Raw genomic sequence first — 25,700 nt, 5'->3', positions numbered from 1 at the left:
ATGTTAGATAAATTTGAATGGAAAAAATGGATTTTGCCAGTTGCAATTGGCATCATCCTGTGGGTCTTAACGCCATTTAGACCAACTGCAATTAATGTTCAAGCATGGCATTTATTTGCAATTTTTATTGCAACGATCATTGCTTGTGTGACTAAACCATTGCCAATGATGGCAACAACAATTATTGCGATTGTGATTGCTACTTTAACAGGAATTTTTAAAATGGACGAGGTTACTGCTGGTTTTGGAAATTCGACTGCCTGGATGGTAGCAATGTGTATGTTTATGGCAGCTGGCTTTATAAAATCAGGCTTAGGCAAGCGGATTGCTTACTTTTTTGTTAAGACGTTTGGTAAAAAGACATTGGGACTAGCTTATGCTTTATCAATAGTTGAGACAGTCTTAGCAATCGGTATTCCAAGTAACAATGCTCGAGTTAATGGGATTATGTACCCAATAATTGATAATCTTTCTAAAGAAATGGGTTCTGATCCAAAACAAGGTACTCAAGATAAGATGGGAGCCTACCTTGTTTTTAACGAATATGAGATTAATATTGTTACTTCAACAATGTTTTTGACTGGCTTAGCTGGGAACATGGTTGCATTGGGAATTGCTAAAACACAAAATATTACGATTTCATGGATGCAATGGTTCTTAGCCGCACTTGTTCCTGGTATTATTTCATTATTAATTGTTCCATTTGTTTTATATAAAATTTATCCACCTAAAATTAAAGAAACTCCCAACGCTCATGCATGGGCAGATAACAAATTAAAAGAATTAGGCAAGATGACCCTTGCAGAAGATATCATGGCCGTAGTTTTTGTTCTAGCTGTAGCACTTTGGCTGGTTGGACCAAAATTTGGAATTGATGCTACTCTTGTTAGTTTTATTGCCGTTGCATTATTACTAGTTTGCGGAGTAATCAATGTTAAAGATATTCTTGGCCAAAGCTTTGCTTGGAATATTTTAACTTGGCTTTCAATTATTATGTTAATGTCCCAAAAACTAATGCAATTAGGATTCTTTCCATGGTTCTCTAAGACCTTAGGCAGTGCCTTAAATGGAATGAACTGGATTTGGGTTTTAGTAATTTTGTATTTAGCATACTTTTATTTACATTATTTATTCCCGAGTGTTTCAACACAAATTTCTGCATTATATGCAGGTTTCTTGTCAATCGCAATTGGTGCTGGAGTTCCACCAATCATGGCAGCTCTCATGCTGGCTTTAGATGGTTCACTATATTTATCAACTTCTAGTTATTCTGCTGGCCCTGCAGCGCTCTTATCTTCAACTGGTTATGTTTCCAACAAAGATTGGTGGAAACTAAGTGCGATTATTGGGGTTATCCTAAATATTATCTGGCTTGGCGGTGGTCTTATTTGGACTAAAGTCATTGGCATGTGGTAGTTAATTAAACGCTAGTCTATTTTATTTATAGTCTAGTGTTTTTTTATTTATAAATTTTTAGTAGATTACTTGTCTGATCCTCTAAGCAAGGATAAGATTAAAATATAAAAGTACGCAATAATTAATGACTTAGGCAGTTATCTCAACTTGAAAAATGTTATCTAAAGGCATTTAGAACAGCTTTTAGATACGTTTGATTAAAAAAGAAGGTAATTCAATGTTAAAAGAAGCATGTGTAGAAAATTTTACTAATCTTACTCGTGCAATAGCTGCGGGAGCAGATCGAGTTGAACTTAATAGTGATTTAGATGTAGGAGGTATTACACCATCTTTTGGTGTTCTTAAGAGTTCAATCGAATTTGCGCATAATAAGAATGTGCCAGTTGTTGTGATGATTAGACCCCGTGGAGATGATTTTGTCTACAATGATGATGAGATCAAAATCATGGTCAATGATATACAAATTGCAAGTATGCTCAAGGCAGATGCAGTTACTTTTGGTTGTTTAACTACTTCAAAAGAGTTAGATAAGGTTAGAATGTTAAGGTTACTTTCATTGACTGATTCATTAAAAATGCCCGTTGTTATGCACATGGCCTTTGATGAAATTAAACGCGAAAAACAACACGATTCGCTCATGTGGCTCGCAAGCCATGGAGTGTGTCGAATATTGACTCATGGGGGAAATCTTGAACAGCCAATTGATGAGAATTTAACGCATTTACAAGAAATAATTACTTGGGCCGATCATCAAATCGAAATTTTACCTGGAGGAGGAATTACTAGCAATAATTTTGCTAGTTTAGCAACTAAGTTGAAAGTTTCTCAAATGCATGGAACAAAAATTGTTTCGATGATTTAAAGCAAATATTATTTATATCTTTGAATTTTATTTGACAAAAAATAAGTTTAATATTAAAGTATTATTAATACAAAAGTGATGAAAAGAAGAGTAAAATTGCTGGTAACGTATAAGAGAGTTCTGCTAGGTGAAAAAGAATCGTAAAGGCAATTTGAAAGTAGCTTGGAGCTAACGAGTGAAAATACAGTAGCTTGGTTTGGTAACACCCATTATCGTGTTAGCGTATCGTAGAGATGCTGTACGTAAAGTGACAATGTCAATTGATATTGTAAGATAGGTGGTACCATGCTAAGGCATCCTTGAACAACAGTTCGAGGATGCCTTTTTTATTGCTGATAGTTTGATTGGAGAAGAGAGGATATAAAATGAGGAAAATAGAAAAAGATTTAAATACTGAACCTTTAACTTGGAAACAATATTTAGCAGTTGCATCCCTATTATTTGGATTATTTTTTGGAGCAGGAAATTTGATTTTCCCTATTCATTTGGGACAGTTAGCTGGTGCTGAATGGGGAATAGCTACAGTCGGATTTTTGTTAACGGCAGTTTTATTACCGTTAATGGCTGTTTTGGCAATTAGTGCAAGTCATGCTAAGGGAGTTTATGATATTGGTCGTCCTCTGGGAAACAAGTTTGCACTTGGTTTTATGATCCTGATTCATTTAACACTCGGCCCACTATTTGCTACCCCAAGAACAGCTAGTATTTCTTTTGCAGTTGGCATACAGCCGGTTTTGCCACAAAAGTATAGTAGACCATGTCTTCTTGCTTTTTCGGCAATCTTTTTTATTTTAGCGTATCTAATTTCTTACAATCAGTCGACAATTTTGGATAGCATTGGACGCATTCTTAATCCTATTTTTTTATTACTTTTATTTTTTGTTTTTTTATTGAGCTTTCTTTCTCCAATGGGAGTAGCTGGTAAGCAAGTTGTAACGGGTGCTTATCAAAGACAGGGCTTTTTTAACGGCTTTTTGCAAGGATACAATACAATGGATGCTTTGGCTGGACTAGCATTTGGCTATACAATTGTTTCAGCTGTTCGGCATTTAGGTAAAACTTCAGCCAAAAGTAATGCACAAATAACGGCAAAAGCCGGTATCTTGGCCACTGGAGCAATCGGAATTATTTATATTGGATTAATCTGGCTCGGTGCTACAACACTTAATCATTTTAAAATTTCGTCAGAAGGAGGAACAGCTTTTAATCAAATCATTACATATTATTTAGGTGGTTTTGGGCATGCATTGTTAGCAACGCTAGTTACTTTAACATGCTTAACCACTGCTGTCGGGCTTCTCGTGGCATTTGCACAAGATTTTCATCGCAGTTTCAGTAAAGTTAATTATCATGTCTGGTTGACCATTATGACAATTGCTTCTTTTATAACTGCCAACTTTGGGTTAAATACAATCATTTCTTGGTCAACTCCAATGCTAATGTTCCTTTATCCAATTGCAATTGTACTAATTATTTTATCAATCACGGGAATTTATTTTAATTATGATAAAAAAGTTTATGCGTGGGGGGTAGGCTTAACAGTAATTCCAGCGATCCTAGATATGATTACCTCGTTTCCACCAGTTATTAGTCGGCAATCCTGGGCTTTGCAGTTGGAATATTTGCAAATGAAATTTTTACCACTAGCAAATATTGGGATGGACTGGGTAATTCCTGCTTTAATGGGTTTATTGCTTGGACTGGTCAGTCATTTTTTAGCACAGAAGAATAAGTTGTAAAAGCCGTAGTTGTGATGCATTTTAAATTTTTGAATAATAGCGCTTTATTTTTTAAAATATTGAAAAAATGATAAAAACCAGGTATTATAAGTTTAAAAGTCGATGATGACAGAAAATAGTTAAAATTAAAAAATAATTTAAAGGAGAATTACGATGAGTGAAGAAGAATATCGTATCGAAAGTGATACTATTGGGCCAGTTAAAATTCCTAAAGATGCCCTATGGGGACCTCAAACTGAAAGAAGTCGAAATAATTTCCCAAGTGGTGAATATATGCCATTAGCAATTGTTCGTGCTTTTTTGAATTTAAAAAAAGCAGCAGCCGAATCAAACGTTGAAGTCGGCGATGAGCCTAAAGAAAAGGGTCAAGCAATAGAAGATGCAATTGATCATTTGTTAACCTTAAGTGATGATGACTTACGTAAAGATTTTCCTTTACACGTTTTACAAACAGGTTCGGGTACTCAAAGTAATATGAATGTGAATGAGGTTGTTGCCAATCTAGCTAACAAACTTCATCCTGGACTTAATATCTTACCTAATGATGACGTTAACCGAGGTCAATCATCTAATGATACTTTCCCAACTGCAATGAATATTGTTGCTGTTGAGGCTCTTGATAACTTGGAGCCAGCTGTTCAGCATTTGATTGATGAATTAAAAATTAAACAGGATAAATATTGGAAGACAGTTAAAGTTGGTCGGACTCACTTGCAAGATGCAACACCGATTACTTTTGGTCAGGAAGTTTCCGGTTATATTGCTGCACTAAAGCATGATTTGGCTTATATTCAAGAATTGAAACCAACGCTTTACGAATTAGCGATTGGTGGAACTGCTGTCGGAACTGGTCTGAACGCTGCACCAGGAATGACCGAAAAGATTGCTACCAAATTATCCGCAGTCTACGGTCATGAATTTAAAGTTAAGACTAATAAATTCTGGGGCTTAGCTCACCACTCTGGAATTGCTGTTGTTCATGGTGCCCTTAAAACATTGGCAGCTGATATGTTCAAAATTGCTCAAGATGTTCGTTTTTTGGCTTCTGGTCCAAGAGCCGCTTATCATGAGCTGAATATTCCAGCTAATGAGCCGGGGTCATCAATCATGCCAGGTAAGGTTAACCCTACTCAAGCTGAGGCAGTTACCATGGCTGCTGCGAAAGTTTTTGGTAATGATACAACAATTACTTTTACTGCTTCTCAAGGTAACTTTGAAATGAATGTTTATAAAACGGTAATGATTGCTGCTTTCCTTGATACCTGTGATATATTAACTGGTACAATCACTGGCTTTGCTGATAAGATGATCTCTGGTTTAACTGTCAACTCTGAAAAGATGGATGAATTACTTGAAAATTCACTGATGACAGTTACAGCCTTATCACCACATATTGGCTATCACGCAGCTGCTAAAATTGCGCAGACAGCTGATAAAGAAAATACTACCCTAAAAGAAGCCGCTCTTAAGAGTGGTGAAGTAACTGAGGAACAGTACGATGAATGGATGGATTACATGCAAATGACCAATATTGATCGGACTGAGCCTGAAGAATAAGAAACACAGAGGAGAATTATTTAAATGGCAAAATTTGTCTTTACCCCAAATAAAAGTTCTGAAATCGCAAGTTGTTACGATGCAATTATCGTAGGTGCCGGCGGAGCAGGTTTAACCGCTGCAATTCAGGCTCATGAACTAGGCTTGAATGTGGCTGTATTTGAAAAAAACGCATCCTTAGGTGGTAACACAACTCGCGCATCTTCTGGAATGAATGCCTCTGAAAGTTTAGTTCAATTAAATGAGGGAATCATTGATAATAAAGAAGATTTTTATCAAGAAACTCTCAAAGGTGGAGGACTGCTGAATGATCGTGAATTATTACGATACTTTGTCGATCATTCAGCTGCTGCAATTGACTGGTTGCTCAACCATGGAATCGAATTAACTAACTTAACCATTACTGGTGGGATGAGTAAAAAGCGTGCTCACCGTCCGGCATCAATGGCTCCTGTTGGTAACTATCTGATAACTGGGGCGTTAAAGCAAATACAGCAAGAAGGTATCCCTGTCTTTAATAACACTAAGGCAATCAAACTCTTGCAAGATGAGAATAAGAATGTTGTTGGTGTTCAACTTGAAAATGAAGGGGGAACAAAGACTGTTAATGCTAAAGCTGTTTTGCTCGCATCAGGTGGATTTGGTTCTTCCAAGGAATTGATCAAGAAATATCGTCCTGACTTAGTTGACTACAAGACAACTAATCAACCAGGTGCAACTGGGGATGGACTAAAATTAGCTGATCAAATTGATGCTCAATTAGAACAAATGGATTTTATTCAGGTTCACCCAACTGCTCAAACGGATACTGATCACGTTTATTTGATTGGCGAAGGTTTGCGTGGTGAGGGTGCTATCTTAGTTAATAAATCTGGTAAAAGATTTGTTAATGAAATGAACACTCGTAAAATTGTTTCCAATGCTATTACAAATTTGAATGAAGAAGGTGCTTACCTTATTTTTGATCAAAGTATTCGTGATAATTTTACAGCCGTTGAATTTTATGATCACATTGGCTTGGTTAAACATGGTGATAATTTAGCAGATCTTGCGCAAGCAATTGATGTTAATAGTTCTAATCTAAAAGAAACCATTAAAACTTGGAATGAAGCCGTAAATACCAAGAATGATGGTGAGTTTGGCAGAACTACTGGAATGGATCGTTCGATTGAAAAGGGACCATTCTTTGCAATTCATATTAATCCAGCAATTCACTACACAATGGGTGGTATTCACATTAATTCTAAGACCGAGGTTTTGGATACTAATGGTAATGTTATCAATGGGTTATATGCTGCTGGTGAGGTTTCTGGTGGACTTCATGGTAATAACAGAATTGGTGGTAATTCAGTTGCTGAAACGGTTGTCTTTGGTCGTCAAGCAGGGATGCAGATGACAAAGTTTATTCGCAACGAAAAATAATTATTAATAATTTGAAAGCTGAAAGGGTACTAGATCCATAAAGGGTTTTAGTACCCTTTTGTATGATAAGAGTGATTATTAAAGTGGCAATCGAGAATGACATACTGAATCTTAAATTATTAAATTAATAATTTAAGATTCAAGACTATTTCTAATAAAACAAATTACTAATCACTTGATATTAGGAATGTTTATAACGACTAATATCGATTAATTCTTGCTTTTATAAATTTCAAAAATAAGAATATTTATTTTAAATATTGCAAATTATAACAATCACTTCTATAATTAATTTTGTAAAGGATTACATTTTTTATAAATGAAAGGAAATAATTTATGACTAGAAAAGTATTACTTGTAGGTGATGGGGCAGTTGGTTCTACTTTTGCTAATGACCTGTTGCAACATACTAAAGTTGATGAATTAATCATTACAGATGTTGTAAAGAAACGTCCAGTTGGTGATTCAATGGATCTAGAAGACATTACACCATTTGCTGGTGATTGCGATATTCATCCAGGTGAATACTCCGATGCTAAGGATGCTGATGTGGTTGTAATTACAGCAGGTGTTCCACGCAAACCAGGCGAAACAAGATTAGATCTTGTTAATAAAAATGTTTCAATTTTAAAGAGTATTATTCAACCAGTAGTAAAATCTGGATTTGATGGTGTTTTTGTTGTTTCTGCTAATCCAGTCGATATTTTAACAACGTTAACCCAAAAATTATCTGGTTTTCCTAAACAAAAAGTTATTGGTACAGGGACGTCACTTGATTCGGCTCGTTTACAAGTTGAATTAGCTAAGAAAATGAACGTATCACTATCAGAAGTTAATTCGATGGTTCTTGGCGAACATGGCGATACTTCATTTGAAAACTTCGATGAGTCAACAATTTCAGGCAAATCACTAAAAGATTGTAATGGAATTGATGATGATGAATTAGCTAGAATTGAAAGCGATATTCGTCAAAAAGGTGGCCAAATCATTGAAAATAAAGGTGCAACTTTCTATGGAATTGCTATGATGTTGGCACAAATTGTTGGTACAATTTTGGATAATCGTTCAATTGTTTTACCACTTTCAGCACCAATTAATGGGGAATATGGTATTAAGCATGATTTATACTTAGGAACTCCAACTGCAATTAATGGTTCAGGAATTAGTCATGTTATTGAAGCTAATTTATCAGATGCAGAAATGAAGAAAATGGTTAATTCAGCTGATAAAATGCAGGAAGTTTTAGCAGATATTAATTTAGATTAATCAAAAGAAGGCCTAGTTAATGCAAGTCGGTAAAAGAATATTTTTAAAGAGAAATCTTCCAAATCCAGATTTGATTGAGGCATATCGAACACTACCTACTTCAAATGTGGCAGATTGTATGAATAGAAGAGGAGCAATGGCACCAAGAATTAACTTGATGTCCAAGCCGAAACAACAAATGTGTGGACCGGCTTTCACCGTACATAATCGTCCTGGTGATAATCTAACTATTTATGCTGCTCTTAAATATTGCCATGAAGGCGATGTCATTGTGATTGACAATGAGGGTGATAACACCCGTGCAGTTATCGGTGAAGTAATGATGACATGGTTACGTGACCAAAGGCATGTTGCTGGAGTTGTAGTTGATGGCCCTATCCGTGATATTGATAGTTTACAAAATTGGGAATTACCGATATACGCTGTAAGCACAACACCTAATGGACCATATAAGGAAGGCCCTGGAGAGATAAATGTTCCGGTATCTTGTGGTAATGTTAGTGTTAATCCAGGCGATTTAATCCTAGGTGATGCTGATGGTGTAGTCAAGGTTGCTAGACAAAGAGCAGCCGAGCTATTACCTGTTGTTCAACAGTTTCATAAAGAAGATGATGCCAAAGCAGCGAGCTTTCATGATGGAACAGGCAATTTGAATTGGCTTGATGAAGAATTAAAGAAAAAGAATTATAGGATTATTGACGATATTTATCGCCCATAATTAATGAGGGTAATTATGGAGAAATTAGAAAAAGTAAATTACAAAGGCTTTATTTTACCATTAATAATTGGTATTGCCTTATGGTGCTTTACTCCTATGCGACCAGCTGGATTGTCTGCACAAGCATGGGAAATGTTTGCTGTGTTTGTAGCAACTATTGTTGGTTGTATCACAAAGCCATTACCAATTGGGGGTACAACTTTAATTGGATTAATTGTTACAGTTTTAGTTGGTTTAGCACCAATAAAGGACGAAGTTAATCCTAAAACAGGTGTTGTTAATGCAGGAATTTTAAGTGCCTTTAGTAATTCGGCTGCATGGCTAATTGCGATGGCGTTTATCATGGCTTATGGTATTAGTAAAACTGGCTTAGGTAATCGAATTGCTTATTGGATGATTCGTAAATTTGGAAAACGTTCAATTGGAATTAGCTATGCAATTACTGCCTTGGAATTAATCTTGGGAGCATTAATCCCATCTAACAGTGCTAGAACGGGGGGCGTTGTTTGGCCAGTCACTGAATCGATTTCAAAAGATTATGATTCACTACCTAATGACCCATCACGAAAAAAAATTGGTGCATATTTGAGTTTTATTGCGTTTCATGCGAATATTTTATCAACGGCATTGTTTATTACTGGTGCTGCTCCTAATATGGTGGCATCTCAAATGGCTGCCCAAAAAGGTTATAACATGACTTGGATAGGTTGGTTTACAGCAGCAATTGTACCTGTTTTAGTTGCTACAATCGTTATCCCAATCGTCATTTACAAAATTTTTCCACCAGAAATTAAGGAAACTCCTAATGCAGAAAAATGGGCAGATGATCGGCTTAAAAAGATGGGTCCTGTTACTAAGCCCGAAAAAATCATGTCTGCAGTTTTCTTATTAGCAATTGTTTTATGGGTTTTATCCGGAATTTTTGATATTCCACAGTTAGATTCAACCTTTATTGCATTTTTGGCAGTTGGCCTTTTGTTATTAACTGGTGTGTTAACAATGAATGATACTTTAAAGCAGACAGGCGCATGGAATATTCTAATTTGGCTTTCAATTTTAGTTTATATGGCAAGTAAGTTAATTTCATTTGGCTTTATTGATTGGTTCTCAAAGACAATTCAAGGTGGATTGCACGGAGTTAGTTGGGGAATTGTGTTAGCAATTCTAGTTATTCTAATGTTCTATACTCACTACTTCTTTGCAAGTGGTACTGCTCACATGACTGCTTTGTACTTACCATTTTTATCTGTTGCGGTAGCGACAGGTGCTCCAATCGGATTGGCAGCTATGTTACTTGCTTTTACTGGTGCTTTCAATGCATCAACCACTCATTATGCTAATGGTCCAGCTTCAATTCTTGCAACAACTGGATATATTAAACAGGGTGAATGGTGGAAATATAACTTTATTCTTGGTCTCATCTATCTGTTAATCTTCGGAGTGATTGGGACACTTTGGATGAAAGTTATTGGTGTTTGGTAATGTTACATGAAGCTAATCTGATAACCAATGATGGAATCAGGTTACATTATTATGATAGTCAAGAAAATAAACAACCTATTTTAGCTATTCCTGGAATTGGTGGTTATGCTCAAATGTGGTTTAAAGCATTTGAACTTTTCCGAAAGCAATATCGATTCATTATTCTTGATCCACGTAATCAAGGATTATCAGCACGGACTTATCGAGGGCAACGAATTAGTCGCCATGCAGCAGATCTTGCTGAACTCATTAACAGGTTAAACTTAACCAATATTATTGGAATTGGGAATTCAATGGGAGCTGCTAATTTGTGGGCATACCTTTCACTGTACGGAGATAGTCATTTGGCGTGCTTAATCGATCTCGATCAGCCACCTAAAATGATCAATGATGACAGTTGGAATTATGGCTTTAAAGGCTTATCGTGGAATAATTTTCCTAATTATTTAAAGGCTGATTTTGGTAGCGGTATATATGCTCATATTGACGATGATATGTTTACACTAGCTAAGAAAGCTGCACACGAATTTCCATATCGAGCAGAAGATAATTTTCAATGTAGAATTGATCATGCTGAACAAGATTGGCGCGATGTGTTGCTTGATTTAAAGAAACCAATGCTGGTTTTAGCAGGTGAAAATTCACCGTTCTTTGACTATCATTTTGCAGGTGCACTGGAAAAAATGAACTCTCATATTAAAACTAATGTAGTTACAAATTGTGGTCACTTGATTCAAGCAGAGCAGCCTGAAATCATGTATAACGAAATATGTAATTTCCTATCTTGCTCTAATGTATAGAAAGAATAAGTAATGGATAAAATCATTGACTTATATTTAAATAACTTGCAGACACGTGAAAAGTGGCAAAGCTTTTTAAAGAAACACGGCTTAAGTAATTTTAGTCCACGAGAAATTGATGTTATCGATCATACATTCGGATTAGTTAATGACGATGGTAAGCTCGTAGGAACTGGTAGCGTTGCCGATAATGTTCTCAAATATGTTGCTGTTTCAAAGGATGAAGCAGTTTCAGGTGCAAGATTTAATCAGATTGTAACAGCTTTACAACAGTATTTATTTGCTCAAAAAATTTTTCATAGTTTTGTTTTTACAAAAACACAGTATTCTCAAAGTTTTTCTCATCTTGGATTTACGGAACTAGCTCATAATGATGTTGCCGCTTTTTTAGAAAGTGGCACGCCAGACATTAATGATTTTGTGAAGGCAATTCCGCGAATCGAAAAGCAGAATGAAAAGAAAATAGCGGCAATAGTAATGAATGCTAATCCCTTTACAATGGGTCACAGGCAACTTGTGCAATTGGCGAGTCAAGAAAATGATTTAGTTTATTTATTTGTAGTTTCAACTGATGCCTCATTATTTTCATCTAATGAACGAATGAACTTAGTTAAATCTGGAACTGCAGATTTAAAGAATGTAATCGTCTTAAGTGGAAGCGATTATCTGGTATCGAAATCAACTTTTCCTGCTTACTTTTTAAAGTCACCAGATGATTTGATTGCTACTCAAACAGAAATTGATGCACTTGTTTTTAAAAATAAAATTGCCCCTAATTTAGCAATTAGTCGGCGATATTTAGGAACAGAACCATTTTCTAATACTACTAATGTTTATAATCAAAGCTTGATTCGAATCCTTAGACCAAATATTGAGGTTAAAATTGTTGATCGCTTTACAGTTAATGAAAAAGTCATAACAGCTACACAAGTACGTCAACTGATTAAGCAAAATAAAATCAACGATATTGAAGCCTATGTTCCAACTACAACAATGCAATTTATTTATGAACATTATCGTGAATTACAAGATAGGATTAAGAAAGGAATGAAAATAGATGGAAATTAAGACGATTGGTGTTGCAGGCACCTTGGAATCGTCAGATATCCAAATTATGATTACTCAAGGAAATAATGGAATTGAAATAGATTTGGAATCTGAAGTTATTAAGGCTTACGGCGAACAAATAAAGAAAGTCATTATCGATACTCTAACTAAGTACGGTATTGAAAATGCAAAGGTTAAGGCTACTGATAAAGGTGCCCTTGACTGTGTAATTGCTGCTAGAACTTTAGCTGCTGCACAAAGAGCCACAGAAACCTCAAATCATCCAGAATTGGAGGTATTATAGTAAAAATGACTTATGTTAAAAATCGTTTGCGTCGAACAATGATGTTTGTTCCTGGTAATAACCCAGCTATGGTTAAAGATGCTGGAATATACGGTGCTGATTCAATCATGCTTGACCTAGAAGACGCGGTTTCTTTAACAGAAAAAGATGCTGCCAGAATGCTTGTTTATAATGCCATCAAAACCGTTGATTTTGGTGGTGCTGAAATTGTCGTTCGGATCAATGGGCAAGATACACCATTTTATGATGAAGATGTTAAAGCAATGGTTCGCGCTGGTGTTGATGTGATTCGTTTACCTAAAACTGAATCAGCTGCAATGATTCAAAAACTTGTAAAAGATATGGAAGCAGCTGAAGAAGAATATGGTGTTGAAAAAGGCTCAATTGGTGTTATGGCCGCGATTGAAAGTGCAAAGGGTGTTTTAAATTCCCCAGAAATTGCCACAGCAAGTCCATTGATGATGGGACTTGCCGTATCGGGTGAAGACTATACAGCTGATATGCATACTCATCGTTATCCTGATGGGCGTGAGCTAGAGTTTGCACGTAATATGGTTTTACAATCTGCTCGTGCTGCTGGTGTTTATGCTTTCGATACTGTTTTTTCAAATATGAATGATACAGAAGGTTTCTTCCGTGAAACTAACTATATTTATGAATTAGGCTATGATGGGAAATCGTTAGTTAATCCACGACAGGTAGCAATGGTTAATCAAGTCTTTAATCCAACTAAAGATGAAATTGAAAATGCTCAGGCAGTTCAAAATGCGATTCGTGAAGCCAAAGCTAAGGGTTCTGGTGTTATATCAATGAATGGTAAGATGGTTGACAAGCCAGTAGTTGAAAAAGCCAATCGCGTAATTGAAACAGCCAAAGCATCTAATTTGATCGATGAGGAGGGTAATTACATTGGAGAATAAAGTTAAGCGTGAATTACCAGAAAACTTAATGTCTGAAATGGGATTAAAACCATTTGAATCAGTTGAAATCGGTAATCCTGATGTAAATCGGGTTGCACCTAAGGTTCATGTAACCACTGGTGAAAATAAGGTTGTTAATTCACTTGAAGAAGTAATTAAAAAGACTCTTAAAAATGGTATGACTATTTCTTTCCACCACCACTTTAGAAATGGTGATTTTGCCTTCAATAAGGTCATGGATCTAATAATTAAATTAGGATATCAAGATTTGACACTGGCACCATCATCTCTAACCGGTGTAATGAATGACAAAGTTATTGAAGCAATCAAAAAGGGTGTAATTACAAATATTACTTCATCAGGAATGCGTGGTAGTTTAGGCGACTTCGTTTCTCATGGTGGCTTGAAAAATCCTGTAATCTTTCGCTCACATGGTAATCGGGCACGGTCTATTGAAGAGGGTGAAATCAAAATTGATGTTGCCTTTTTGGGTGTGCCAAACTCTGACCCTGCGGGAAATGCTAATGGCCAAGAAGGAGACGCAGTCTTCGGGTCACTTGGCTATGCTTTAATTGATGCGCAATATGCTGATAAAGTTGTCCTGCTTACTGATAATGTTGTTGATTATCCTAATACACCAGCTTCAATCAAGCAAACCCAAGTCGACTATGTTGTTAAGGTAGACCAAATTGGTGATCCTGATAAAATTGGATCCGGTGCTACTCGGTTCACGAAAGATCCTAAAGAATTAAAGATTGCCCAAATGGTTAATCAAGTTATTGTTAATTCACCATATTATAAAGAAGGATTCTCATTCCAAACTGGTTCTGGTGGAGCAGCATTAGCTGTAACTCGTTATTTGCGCCAATCAATGCTAGATGACGGAATTACCGCATCTTTTGCATTAGGTGGAATTACTAAACCAACTACCGATTTACTTGATGAGGGTCTAGTTAAGAAGATTATGGATGTTCAGGACTTTGACAAGGGTGCTGCATCGTCAATGGCTAAGAATAAGAATCAACAAGAAATTGATGCTTCATGGTATGCTGATCCTCATAATAAAGGGGCAGTGGTTAATAATTTAGATGTTGCAATTTTGTCAGCATTGCAAATTGATACTGATTTTAATGTTAACGTGATGACTGGCTCTGACGGCGTAATTCGCGGTGCAATTGGTGGTCACCAAGATGCTGCTTCTGCTAAAATGACAATTATCACAGCTCCATTAGTTCGTGGACGCAATGCAACGGTAGTTCCAGCAGTTGAAACTGTTGTTACTCCAGGAAAATCAATTGATGTTTTAGTAACTGAACGTGGCATAGCAATTAACCCGAATCGTCCTGACTTACTTGAAGCCTTTAGTAAAGTTCCTGATCTCAAGATTGTTGATATCAAAGACTTACAAAAGATGGCAGAACAACAAGTTGGTGTTCCTAAGGCTCTTGAATATACTGATCGGACAGTTGCTTTAATTCAATATCGTGATGGTACAATTATTGATACCATTAAAGAAGTTAAAGATTAATAATAATATTTATTACAAACCCCAAAATTTAACAATTTTTGGGTTTTTGTATAGCTGAATTAAGTTACAATAAAATAAGTTTTTAGGAAATATAATTGCTAATTCCAAAATAATTAGAATTGAGGTTAGTTAATGATTAAATCAATTTTTGGTGAAGGAGAAAAGCAGGGAATTACTGAGGTATTGGCACAAAAAGATAGGAGGGTTCAATTACAAAACAAAATTTTCGAGCAATATCCACAAGGTATATTGCTTGATGTGAAATTAAATGTTCCGGGACCGATTAAAAACAATCGCTATTTAAAGCAAATATTTAAGCATGGTTGTAATCAATTGGAACAAGAATTATTAAAAAATGGGCTAAAATATTCAGTAATGGTCACATGGGACGAACCTGCAGGAATGGAAAACTTTTATTTATTATTTGAGAATAGTCAACTTGTAAAAAAGGTTGCAGTTAAGTTTGAGGACAAGACTGAGTTAAATCGTTTATTTGATGCTGATGTTTTAGTCAAAAATAAAAAGCAGGCTTTATCGAGATCTGAACTTAATCAGATCAGTCGTCGCTGCTTTTTATGTAATCGACCTGCGAAAGATTGTGCTCGTTCGCGGCGTCATTCAATTGACGAACTCCAGAATTATCTTACTCATCTTTATAATAAATATTTTAATTAAAGAGTTTGATTTTTTAGCAAAACTCTTTTAGCGATGCCACTTGTGGTTATTAGATGAGTAATAATGCCACTGCGCAAAGCACCTAATAAAGCGTCTTCTTTGAAACGGTTTTTAACGATGACAAAGCGGTCAGGTACGTTCATAATATCAGCCAATTTGATACCACAGATATGGTTTTCAATAGGCTGGTAAAAGTTGCCTTTGATATCATATGGTCTTCCGAAAATTATCCCTGCAATTTGTGTTCTATCTAGATGAGCAAACAATTTGTCTGCATAGTGCTCCATAAAAAATTGTCCGGATTCAAGCGATTGAGCGGTCCCAATACTTGCAAAAATCAAATCAAGGCGTGGAAAGTATTGTTCAACAAATTTATAATATGGTTCTTCCTTAATATCTGTAATTAGTTGTGGGTTTAAGGAATATAAAGGTGCGGAGAAGTCAACACACTGCGCATTAAATTTATTAGCGGCAACTTGTGTTAGCTGGCGCTTACGTTTACTGGTGTTGACAGGTTGCCCAACCAATTGCAGAAAAGTTAAATTTTCACGATTTTCTTCAGCAAAATTATTAATAATATCACGAAGTAGTGTTCCCCATGTTAAACCAATAACACTAGCAGATTTAACATAATTTTGAATTTGTTTAGCAGCATAGTTAACAATCATTTCGTTATCTTGATTTTTAGTTTCTAAATCTTCTAAAATATCAACTTCCTTGAGATTAAACAGCCGTTGTAATTCTCGTTCTAAATTTTGTGATCTTTTTGGACTTTGGTAAATACTAATTTTAACTATTCCCTTATCTTGAGCATCTTCAATTGCTTTTGTGATGAGATAACGTGAAAGATTATATTTTTTAGAGATATCAGCAATGTTAAGATGACTCAAAAAATAATCATGTGCAATATTGGCAAGTTGCTCATTTGTTAATAATGTCATTTTTGTGTTCCTTAATTCTTTTGTTATTTAAATTCTATTCAACTTTTAAAATATTATAATATATAAAGCTAGAATAAGGTAATCTATTTACTCCAGCAGATCACAAAAAATACCATGTGTTATTTTCTGTAAATCGCTTGGCTTTAAAAAGACACTCCGCCCAACTTTACCACTGGAAACAGCAATTTCTTCTTCAGCTTTCATTTTTTCATCAAGATAAATTGGAAAGTGATGTTTAAAATAAATGCCAATTGGGGTATTTGCTCCATGAACATATCCGGTTGTTTTTTCTAAATTTTTTAGTGGAAGCAGCTCACATTTTTTGTTACCCGAGTTTTTGGCAAGCTTTTTCATATTTAAGTGTTCAGTTACGGGGAGGACACCAACAACTATCCCCGTTTTATTTCCATAACAGACCAGAGTTTTGTAGACCAAATGTTCATTCTCGTTTAAAATAGAGGTATCCATCTGTGCCACACCACCAGAATCTTCGTGCGTGGCAAATTCAGCTTGCTGGTAAGAAATTTTATTTTGGTCAAGTATTTTTTCTACAAGTGTTTTTTCAATTTGATGTTTTTTCTTTGCCATAATAATCACCTTCTATAATGATAGCATTGATAAATAAGAAATAAAAAGGGAGTTTTATAATAATGAAAGTGTTGATCATCAAGATAGAAACAAGTCATGAGGTCGAAGATGCCCTCAATATTTTTAGCCAAGATGTCTTACACTGCTTGGGTACACAAGTACGTAAGCGTTCTGATTTTGAACAAGCTGGTTGGCTTAAAGATTCAACAGTAGTTGAGCTTAATGAAATTGAAAACTTACCTCAAGACATGCAATTCTTTGCTTATTATGATGAACATGCTGACCGTAAACAATTACTTAATACTTATCAGCAAAAATTAATTGAGCTTCAAGGTTATGGCCTGGAAATTGGTCAAGCTCAAGTTGCCGCATCGTATATAGAAGATAAGGATTGGAATTTAGTTTGGCAAAAATTCTATCATGTTATCAATTTTTCACGACATTTAGCAATTGTCCCAGAATGGGAAAATTATGAACCTCAATTTGCCGATCAGCAATTGATTAAGCTTGATCCGGGTTTGGCTTTTGGTACAGGTGGACATATTACTACTAGACTATCACTAATGGGACTTGAACGAACATTAGTTGCTCCTAAATCAGTTGTTGATGTTGGAACTGGGTCAGGAATTTTAGCCATTGCTGCGTCTTTATTAGGTGCCAAATCTGTTTTAGCGACAGACATTTCTAGTCAAGCTATTACAGCAGCTAAAGAAAACGTTGCTTTAAATCAATTGCCAAATATTAAAATTAAACAAGCAAGCCTATTAAAAGATATCGTAGGCAAATTTGATATCATTGTCGCTAATATTCTGGCAGAGATTTTGCTAGAGTTAATTCCACAATTAGATAGTCATTTAAATCTGGGCGGTCAAATTGTTTTTTCAGGCATTGATTATCAGCAATTGGATAAGATTAAAGAGGCACTGGATAAATTTGGGTTTCAAATTACACTAACCATGAAACAGAAGCGTTGGGTTGGATTAGTTATTGAACGAAAAGACAACTAAAGAGTATAATATGAAACTAAATTGAATAAGGACTTAAAAAATTGATTAATAAACTAAAACAAATACCATTTATAAGAAAGTTGAATCAGTATCGCTCAATGCCTATTGTCTGGTGGACAATTTTCGTTAACATATTACCACTTGTTTTTGGCTTATTACGAATTTCAACTGTGTGGCGAATTGGAATTTTGTTTATTATTTTTAATAGTATTGTCAGCTATCATGTTGGTAATTTGATTAAAGTAATTAATTTAAAGCGCTATTGGCTACTATTTTTTCCAGTGTGCTTTTGTCTGATTGTTTTAATCAAATATGCAAATTACAATTTACTATTTGGAATAGTTTATTTAATTTTTGAAATTTTCGGATTGATGGATCAACAAATATATAACTAAGAGGAGCGTTTTAAATGTCAAAATATAAAGAAATGACGCATGATGAGGTAATCGAAGCTTGCAAAAAATATATGAACGATGAACAATTGGCTTTTGTCGAAAAAGCATATAAATTTGCGTTTAAAGCTCATCATGATCAAAAGCGTGCTTCTGGACAGCCCTATATCGTACATCCAACACAGGTAGCTGGAACTCTAGCTACCTTAAGTCTTGATCCTGATACGATTGCTGCTGGTTTTTTACATGATACAGTTGAAGATACACCAGTGACTAATGAGGATATCAAAAATAATTTTGGAAAAGATGTTGCTTTTATTGTTGATGGTGTTACTAAGCTAAATAAATACGAATATAAATCACACCAAGAATTTTTGGCCGAAAATCACCGAAAAATGCTAATTGCTATGGCTAAAGATCTGAGAGTAATTATGGTTAAGTTAGCTGATCGCTTGCATAACATGCATACATTAGAGCATTTGCGACCAGATAAGCAACGCCGAATTGCTTCTGAAACAATGGACATTTATGCTCCTTTAGCCGATCGCTTGGGTATTGGAACAATCAAGTGGGAACTTGAAGACATGAGTTTTCACTATCTAAACCCCAAGGCATACTATCAGATTGTTAATTTGATGGATGCTAAACGCAGTGAACGTGAAGGATATATCAATGACGCAATAAATACTTTAAAAGCAAGTTTAGAAAGTCTAGGAATTAAATATGAAATTCATGGGCGACCAAAACATATTTACTCTATTTATAAAAAAATGGTAGATAAACATAAGGATTTCAATGAAATTTATGACTTGCTCGCTGTGAGGGTAATTGTTCCAACTGTTAAAGATTGTTATGCTGTCTTAGGTGCAGTTCATACTAAGTGGAAACCGATGCCTGGTCGCTTTAAGGATTATATTGCTGTTCCAAAAGTAAATGGGTATCAATCTTTGCATACAACCATTATTGGTCCAGGAGGACGTCCATTAGAAATTCAAATCCGCACTAAGCAAATGCATGAGGTTGCTGAATACGGTGTTGCTGCTCATTGGGCATATAAACAAGGAAATTTCAGTGGAGTAACACCAACTAGTTCTAATGAAAAACTGGATATGGTACGTGAAATTCTTGAATTAAAAGATGAAACCCAAGATGCAGACGAATTTATGAAAAGCGTCAAAAGTGAAATTTTTTCTGACAGAGTATATGCTTTTACACCTAAAGGTGAAGTCTATGAGCTACCTAAGGGTTCGGTTACACTGGATTTTGCTTATGAAATTCATACACAGGTTGGCAGTCATGCAGTAGGAGCTAAAGTTAACGGAAAGTTAGTGCCACTGGATTATAAACTTAAAAATGGTGATGTTATCGAGATTATGACCCAATCTAATGCTTCGCCATCACGTGATTGGATCGATATGGTCAAAACTTCACGTGCGCGTAATAAAATCAGACGTTATTATCGAAATCTTGATCGTGATCATAGTATCGAGCAAGGTGAACAAATGATTATTAGTCAACTGCGTGAACAAGATTTGACGCCTAAAGAGTTTATGGATAAAGATCACCTTGATAAGATTATTGAGCAATTGAACTATCATACAACTGATGAAATGTATGCAGCAGTGGGCTTTGGTGATTTATCTGCCGTAAGTATTGTTAATCGTCTAACTGCTGATATGCGACACGAGGATGAGAAGAAAAAGCAGAAACAGCTTGAAGAAGAAATCTTAAATTCGGGACAAAAATCGACAGTTGATACTAAAAGCGTAAAAAATGACTCATCTACGATGAAAGTCAAACATAAAGATGGTGTCATGATTCAAGGAATTAGTGATCTTATGCAGCATTTAGCTAAGTGTTGCAATCCGGTTCCAGGTGATGAGATTGTTGGTTACGTGACTAAGGGTCGAGGGGTTACAATTCACCGTAAAGATTGTCGCAATATAGTTAATAGTGACTCTAATCAGGGAAGATTAATTGAAGTTGAATGGGAAAATGTTGATGAGAGTAGCACTCAAACATTCAATGCGGAAATTGAAATATTTGGCTATAACCGTAGTCAATTGTTAAGCGATGTGCTCAATAAGTTAAATTCGGTTACTTCAAATATTAATAATCTTTCTGGGAAAGTTAATGAAGAAAACATTGCCCATATTTATACCACGGTAGCTGTTAACAATTCAGGACAATTAGAGGGAATTTTAGCCAAACTAAGAGACATTCCAGACGTATATCAAACAAGGAGAGCAGATAATTAATGCGAATTGTAATTCAAAGAGTAAATCGAGCAAATGTAAAAATTGCTGGACAAACTGTGGGACAAATTGAGCGTGGGCTGTTATTATTAGTCGGACTTAAAAACGGTGATGATATAGAAGCTACAAAAAAGGCTGCAACTAAAATTGCAAAAATGCGAATTTTTGAAGATGAAAATGGCAAAATAAATTTAGCAATAAAAGATGTAGGCGGACAGATTTTAAGTGTTAGTCAATTTACTTTGCTTGCTGATACCAAAAAGGGAAACCGTCCAAGCTTTATTCAAGCAATGCGACCACCAGAATCTGATGAACTCTGGCAAGAATTTAATAAAGAACTTGAAAAACAAGGTTTACATGTTGAAACCGGAAAATTTGGTGCAGATATGAAAGTTGATTTAGAAAATGATGGTCCTTTTACCATTGTTTTGGATTTATAAAAGCAATTACTTAACTAAGATATTGACTTTTTGCCCTTAAAACTATAAGCTAAAACAAGAATTATCAATGACAAAGATTGAAGATCAGTATTTTTATTTTAGAGACCGTTTATGAAGCTGCAAGAACGGATAAAAAACTGACTGTGACCCCTTTACCAGATAATATTCGTTTCGCGAGCGTTATTCGCAGCAGGTAAAAGGTGGTACCGTGCCAATCTAGAGCGCCCTTGATTTTATTCAAGAGCGCTTTTTATTTTTAAAAAGGGATGATTAAATGAAAGTTCAAAGACCCAAAGGAACAGTTGATATTTTGCCAGAACAATCTGGCTCATGGGAAAAGGTTGAACAAATTTTACGTGATTTTTTCAAACAAGCCAATTATCGGGAAATTCGTACACCTAGCTTTGAAAACTATGAAGTTTTTTCACGTTCAAGTGGAGAAACTTCAGATGTAGTTGAAAAGGAAATGTATGACTTTAACGATAAGGGTGGACGCCACATTGCTTTGCGTCCTGAAGGAACCGCCGGTGTCGTCCGAGCATATGTTGAAGATAAGTTATATGCTCCGGAAATGGTTAAGCCGTTTAATGTTTATTATATTGAATCGACTTTTCGTTATGAACGTCCGCAGGCTGGGCGTCAAAGAGAATTTCATCAAATTGGAATTGAAAGCTTTGGCTCTAATAATGCATTAGCTGATGTTGAAACAATTGTTTTGGCACATGATTTATTAGCAAAATTAGGCGTTAAAAATTATGAGTTGCACATAAATACTTTAGGTAATGCACAAGTGCGTCAAGACTATCATGATGCCTTGGTTAATTACTTCCAGCCACTTAAGGACCAACTTTCTGATGATTCTAAACGTCGTCTTGAAAAAAATCCGTTACGAATTTTGGATTCAAAAGATGAGCAAGATAAAAAATTTCTTCCGGGTGCACCGAAGATAATTGATTATTTGGACACGGATGCCAAAAATAATTTTGATCAAATAACCGAAATACTCGATCAGCTTCAGATTAACTACGTAATTGATAATGATTTAGTTCGAGGGCTTGATTACTATTCTGGAATAATTTTTGAATTTATGGTTGAAGACAAGAGCTTATGGGAATCAGCAACAACCATTTTAGGCGGGGGACGATACGATAACCTAGTTGAAGAGTTTGATGGTCCGCATACACCAGCTGTCGGCTTTGGAATTGGTGAAGAACGGTTAATGCTTGTTTTACAAAAGCAAAATCCGACTCTCTTTGCTGATCAAGGAATTGATTTCTTCATTACCAATATTGGTGAAGGAACTGACATTAAAGCCGTCGAAATTGCGCGTACCTTACGCAAGCAAGGCTACAAGGTTCAATACGATGTGGATCAGAAAAAACTGAAGGCACAGTTTAAAAAAGCCGACCGCTCAAATGCAAAATATGTGATTACTCTGGGTGCAAAAGAACTTGCTAATGGTGTATTGAATATTAAACGTTTAGCTGATGGTAAGACACTCGATTTAGAATTATCCGCTGTTGATAACATGAATTCAGTTATTGAAAAATTGAAGGATTAAGAAAATGGAAAAAAGAACAAACTATTGTGGTAATATCACTGCTGACTATCTTGGACAAAGTGTTAATTTGTATGGATGGGTTCAACGCATCCGGAATTTAGGGAACCTTATTTTTATTGATTTGCGTGATCGCGCAGGGATAGTTCAAGTTGTTATTAACCACAGTTCAGGCGAAGAACTAATGGCTATTGCAGCGCAATTAGGTAATGAATATGTTATTCAAGTTAAAGGAAAAGTTGTCAAACGAGCAAGCGTCAATCCAGATATGAAAACTGGTGAAATTGAAGTTAATGCTAGCGCAATTAATATCTTAAATAAATCCCAAAATCCGCCATTTGAAATCAAGGATAGTGCCGAAATTGGTGAACAAACAAGATTAAAGTACCGTTACCTTGACTTGCGCCGTCCAAGTTTGCAAAAGGCAATTATTTTGCGTTCCAAAATTTTGCGCGCTACTCATGAATACTTCGATGAAAATGGCTTTATTGATATTGAAACGCCAATTTTAGGAAAATCTTCACCTGAAGGTGCTCGTGATTATCTTGTTCCTTCTAGAATTTATCCGGGAAGTTTCTACGCATTGCCACAATCGCCCCAACTTTTCAAACAATTATTAATGGGAGCTGGATTTGATAAATATTATCAGTTAGCAAGATGTTTCCGAGATGAAGATTTACGTGGAGATCGGCAACCCGAATTCACGCAAATTGATATGGAAACTTCATTTACAGATGAAGAACAAGTTCAAGAATATACCGAAGGCTTGTTAAAAAAAATCATGAAAGACGTCATGGGTATCAACCTAAAAACCCCAATTGATCGGATTTCTTGGACAGATTCAATGAATAAGTATGGCACCGATAAGCCAGATGTTCGATATGGGATGTGTATTCATGATTTGAATTCAATTTTTAAAGACAGTGACTTTCAAGTCTTTTCTAAAGCAATTGCAGCTGGCGGCTTTGTCAAAGGCATTGCGGTTAAAAATGGTGCTCAATCATATTCACGTAAGCAAATTGAGAAGAAGCAAGATTATATTAAACGTTATCACGCAAAAGGCCTTGCATGGGTAAAATTTGAAGATGGTGAATTTAGTGGTCCGGTGGCACGCTTTTTAACTGAAGAGAATCAAGCCGCTTTATCTAAAGAATTTAATCTTGAAGGTGGTGAATTATTAGTCTTTGTGGCTGATAAATGGAAAGTTTGCTGTGATTCCTTAGATCACTTGCGGCGTGAATTTGCAAAAGAAACGAATATTATTCCTAAACACGTGTTTAATTTCATTTGGGTCGTTGATTGGCCTTTATTTGAATATGATGAAGGTTTTGGCAGATGGATTGCTGCACATCACCCATTCACAATGCCTGATGATGAGGGAATTAAACTACTTGATACGGATCCTCACAAGGCTCATGCACGCAGTTACGATATTGTAATGAATGGTGATGAATTGGGCGGTGGTTCAATTCGAATTCATCAACGCTCAATTCAGGAAAAAATGCTTAAGGCTCTCGGTTTCACTAAGAAGCGCGCTTATGAACAATTTGGCTATCTTCTTGATGCTTTGGATATGGGATTTCCGCCACATGCTGGGCTAGCAATTGGACTTGATCGTTTTGCTATGCTATTAGCAGAAAAAGATAATATTCGTGATGTCTTGGCTTTTCCTAAGAATGCAAGTGCCTCAGAGCCAATGATGCACGCACCAGCCCCAGTTGCTGAGCAGCAATTAGCTGATTTGGGGATTGAAGTTGAAGCACAGTATCACGAAAGTGTAGCTAAAATTGAAACAACTCTTAAGCAGCAAGCAGAAGAAACTGCTGCTAAAAACACTTCTTGGGATGAAAGTTAATAGATAAATTTAAAGAAAAATAAGCCGCAAAATTGACTGCTTGATGTAATCTTCTAGTTTTGTGGCTTATTTTTATAATGTGTTTAATAAAAGATTGGAAACAAAACAATGCTTAAAAAATATCATTACGCCTTTGGCTGTTATGGAATAATTGGAAATCAGTCCGAACTTGTTGTCATTAAAAAGCATGGTGGCCCATACACTAATCGTTATGATTTACCGGGTGGTAGTTTAGAGGATGGTGAAAGCCTTAACCACGCAGTTTTACGTGAAGTAAAAGAGGAAACGGGCTTAATGGCCTTAACATATCACCAGATAGGGGTTACTTCCTTTAAATATCCTTGGAATTATCAACAGTGGCAATATAATCAGCATATCTGTGTTTTTTATGAAATAAAGAAGGTAACTGGTAAAATTGCTAGACAGGTAGAGCAGTTTGCTGGTCAAGATTCACTTGGAGCCATTTTAGTACCTCTAGCTTGTTTAGATATTAATAATTCGTCTCCATTGGTCCTGAAAGCTAAAGAATTTTTGCTTAATCCTTTAACTTTTAATCTAGATGACCAAATATTTAAAAGTTGGAAAGTATTAGATAAACCAGCTTTCTAAGTTGGTAATTCGAAGTTTCACTCATATGAAAACATCATGGTTTATCCTGAAACCGTGCGCTTAACTGATGGCGTTTTGGCTTATAAATTAACAGATAACCAATACGTGCTTGCAGCTAACATTGATGGCACCTTGCGCAAGTTAAAGCATAATGCTTATGTTTATCAAACTGGCAGCAAGCGTGCTAATCATCGCTTGCTACGTAAGGGCAGATATATTCGAACATATGGTGCACCTTATCAATTTAAAAACGGTAAGTTATATTACCGCATTGGTGGACCGAAGAAACAATACGTCAAAGTAAGAAATTTTAAGTAAA

At 35.7% G+C, this 25,700-nt stretch carries 24 protein-coding genes and 1 other annotated feature; of the genes, 22 read left to right on the top strand and 2 right to left on the bottom strand.

Annotation, left to right across the window (positions count from 1 at the left end; all coding sequences use genetic code 11):
• The 14 genes from F5ESL0246_RS04255 (at nt 1) to citX (ending at nt 15,736) form a co-directional block, all read left to right on the top strand.
• Nucleotides 1–1,416, top strand: a complete 1,416-nt coding sequence (locus F5ESL0246_RS04255; protein ID WP_122018284.1) for a DASS family sodium-coupled anion symporter — start codon at nt 1–3, stop codon at nt 1,414–1,416.
• 217 nt (nt 1,417–1,633) lie between these two features.
• Nucleotides 1,634–2,278, top strand: coding sequence for a copper homeostasis protein CutC (locus F5ESL0246_RS04250; RefSeq protein ID WP_122018283.1), 645 nt, complete (start codon nt 1,634–1,636; stop codon nt 2,276–2,278).
• A 69-nt stretch (nt 2,279–2,347) separates the two neighbouring features.
• Nucleotides 2,348–2,582, top strand: a binding site (T-box leader).
• A 61-nt stretch (nt 2,583–2,643) separates the two neighbouring features.
• Complete coding sequence (gene brnQ / locus F5ESL0246_RS04245) at nt 2,644–4,017, top strand: branched-chain amino acid transport system II carrier protein (protein ID WP_122018282.1); 1,374 nt, start codon at nt 2,644–2,646, stop codon at nt 4,015–4,017.
• Nucleotides 4,018–4,170: 153 nt separating this feature from the next.
• The gene (locus tag F5ESL0246_RS04240) at nt 4,171–5,574 is read left to right on the top strand and encodes a class II fumarate hydratase (protein ID WP_122018281.1); all 1,404 of its coding nucleotides are present in this window, start codon (nt 4,171–4,173) and stop codon (nt 5,572–5,574) included.
• Nucleotides 5,575–5,598: 24 nt separating this feature from the next.
• Nucleotides 5,599–6,996 carry a flavocytochrome c gene (locus tag F5ESL0246_RS04235; protein ID WP_122018280.1) on the top strand — a complete coding sequence of 466 codons (1,398 nt, stop codon included), beginning with the start codon at nt 5,599–5,601 and terminating at the stop codon, nt 6,994–6,996.
• Between the two features lie 336 nt (nt 6,997–7,332).
• Nucleotides 7,333–8,262, top strand: coding sequence for an L-lactate dehydrogenase (locus F5ESL0246_RS04230; protein WP_122018279.1), 930 nt, complete (start codon nt 7,333–7,335; stop codon nt 8,260–8,262).
• A 19-nt stretch (nt 8,263–8,281) separates the two neighbouring features.
• On the top strand, nt 8,282–8,980 hold the full coding sequence (locus tag F5ESL0246_RS04225; RefSeq protein ID WP_122018278.1) for an RraA family protein: 699 nt from the start codon (nt 8,282–8,284) through the stop codon (nt 8,978–8,980).
• 15 nt (nt 8,981–8,995) lie between these two features.
• Entirely contained in the window at nt 8,996–10,462 is a 1,467-nt protein-coding gene (locus F5ESL0246_RS04220) for a DASS family sodium-coupled anion symporter (RefSeq protein WP_122018277.1), read from the top strand.
• Nucleotides 10,462–11,262 carry an alpha/beta fold hydrolase gene (locus F5ESL0246_RS04215; RefSeq protein WP_122018276.1) on the top strand — a complete coding sequence of 267 codons (801 nt, stop codon included), beginning with the start codon at nt 10,462–10,464 and terminating at the stop codon, nt 11,260–11,262. The genes F5ESL0246_RS04220 and F5ESL0246_RS04215 overlap by 1 nt, the downstream gene beginning before the upstream one ends.
• A gap of 12 nt (nt 11,263–11,274) precedes the next feature.
• A complete protein-coding gene (citC, locus tag F5ESL0246_RS04210; RefSeq protein WP_122018275.1) occupies nt 11,275–12,330 on the top strand; it encodes a [citrate (pro-3S)-lyase] ligase in 1,056 nt (351 codons plus the stop codon).
• Nucleotides 12,320–12,613, top strand: a complete 294-nt coding sequence (citD, locus tag F5ESL0246_RS04205; RefSeq protein ID WP_122018274.1) for a citrate lyase acyl carrier protein — start codon at nt 12,320–12,322, stop codon at nt 12,611–12,613. The genes citC and citD overlap by 11 nt, the downstream gene beginning before the upstream one ends.
• Before the next feature lie 5 nt (nt 12,614–12,618).
• Nucleotides 12,619–13,533: an aldolase/citrate lyase family protein gene (locus tag F5ESL0246_RS04200; protein ID WP_122018273.1), complete on the top strand. Its 915-nt coding sequence runs from the start codon at nt 12,619–12,621 to the stop codon at nt 13,531–13,533.
• Nucleotides 13,523–15,061 carry a citrate lyase subunit alpha gene (gene citF / locus F5ESL0246_RS04195; RefSeq protein ID WP_122018272.1) on the top strand — a complete coding sequence of 513 codons (1,539 nt, stop codon included), beginning with the start codon at nt 13,523–13,525 and terminating at the stop codon, nt 15,059–15,061. Before F5ESL0246_RS04200 ends, citF begins: the two co-directional genes overlap by 11 nt.
• A 132-nt stretch (nt 15,062–15,193) precedes the next feature.
• Complete coding sequence (gene citX, locus F5ESL0246_RS04190) at nt 15,194–15,736, top strand: citrate lyase holo-[acyl-carrier protein] synthase (protein ID WP_122018271.1); 543 nt, start codon at nt 15,194–15,196, stop codon at nt 15,734–15,736.
• On the opposite strand, the gene F5ESL0246_RS04185 is transcribed toward citX, so the two are convergent.
• The gene (locus F5ESL0246_RS04185) at nt 15,733–16,677 is read right to left on the bottom strand and encodes a sugar-binding transcriptional regulator (RefSeq protein ID WP_122018270.1); all 945 of its coding nucleotides are present in this window, start codon (nt 16,675–16,677) and stop codon (nt 15,733–15,735) included. The two genes, citX and F5ESL0246_RS04185, sit on opposite strands and share 4 nt — an antisense overlap.
• Nucleotides 16,678–16,764: 87 nt before the next feature.
• Nucleotides 16,765–17,265, bottom strand: coding sequence for a Cys-tRNA(Pro) deacylase (gene ybaK, locus F5ESL0246_RS04180; protein ID WP_122018269.1), 501 nt, complete (start codon nt 17,263–17,265; stop codon nt 16,765–16,767).
• A gap of 62 nt (nt 17,266–17,327) precedes the next feature.
• Here ybaK and prmA point away from each other — a divergent pair, with 62 nt between their 5' ends.
• From prmA to F5ESL0246_RS04140, 8 genes are all read left to right on the top strand, one after another.
• Nucleotides 17,328–18,272: a 50S ribosomal protein L11 methyltransferase gene (gene prmA, locus F5ESL0246_RS04175; protein ID WP_122018268.1), complete on the top strand. Its 945-nt coding sequence runs from the start codon at nt 17,328–17,330 to the stop codon at nt 18,270–18,272.
• A 41-nt stretch (nt 18,273–18,313) separates the two neighbouring features.
• On the top strand, nt 18,314–18,667 hold the full coding sequence (locus tag F5ESL0246_RS04170; protein WP_122018267.1) for a hypothetical protein: 354 nt from the start codon (nt 18,314–18,316) through the stop codon (nt 18,665–18,667).
• 14 nt (nt 18,668–18,681) lie between these two features.
• A complete protein-coding gene (locus F5ESL0246_RS04165) occupies nt 18,682–20,922 on the top strand; it encodes a bifunctional (p)ppGpp synthetase/guanosine-3',5'-bis(diphosphate) 3'-pyrophosphohydrolase (protein WP_122018266.1) in 2,241 nt (746 codons plus the stop codon).
• Complete coding sequence (gene dtd, locus F5ESL0246_RS04160) at nt 20,922–21,359, top strand: D-aminoacyl-tRNA deacylase (RefSeq protein WP_122018265.1); 438 nt, start codon at nt 20,922–20,924, stop codon at nt 21,357–21,359. The genes F5ESL0246_RS04165 and dtd overlap by 1 nt, the downstream gene beginning before the upstream one ends.
• Nucleotides 21,360–21,633: 274 nt before the next feature.
• The gene (gene hisS, locus F5ESL0246_RS04155; RefSeq protein WP_122018264.1) at nt 21,634–22,920 is read left to right on the top strand and encodes a histidine--tRNA ligase; all 1,287 of its coding nucleotides are present in this window, start codon (nt 21,634–21,636) and stop codon (nt 22,918–22,920) included.
• Between the two features lie 4 nt (nt 22,921–22,924).
• Nucleotides 22,925–24,772, top strand: coding sequence for an aspartate--tRNA ligase (gene aspS, locus F5ESL0246_RS04150; protein ID WP_122018263.1), 1,848 nt, complete (start codon nt 22,925–22,927; stop codon nt 24,770–24,772).
• Nucleotides 24,773–24,880: 108 nt separating this feature from the next.
• A complete protein-coding gene (locus tag F5ESL0246_RS04145) occupies nt 24,881–25,381 on the top strand; it encodes an NUDIX hydrolase (protein WP_122018262.1) in 501 nt (166 codons plus the stop codon).
• 36 nt (nt 25,382–25,417) lie between these two features.
• On the top strand, nt 25,418–25,699 hold the full coding sequence (locus F5ESL0246_RS04140; protein WP_122018261.1) for an SLAP domain-containing protein: 282 nt from the start codon (nt 25,418–25,420) through the stop codon (nt 25,697–25,699).
• Nucleotide 25,700 lies beyond the last annotated feature (1 nt).

Origin of the sequence: Lactobacillus sp. ESL0246, assembly GCF_003692965.1 — a bacterium.
Taxonomy (GTDB): domain Bacteria; phylum Bacillota; class Bacilli; order Lactobacillales; family Lactobacillaceae; genus Lactobacillus.
This window is presented reverse-complemented; position numbering and strand designations above follow the sequence as displayed.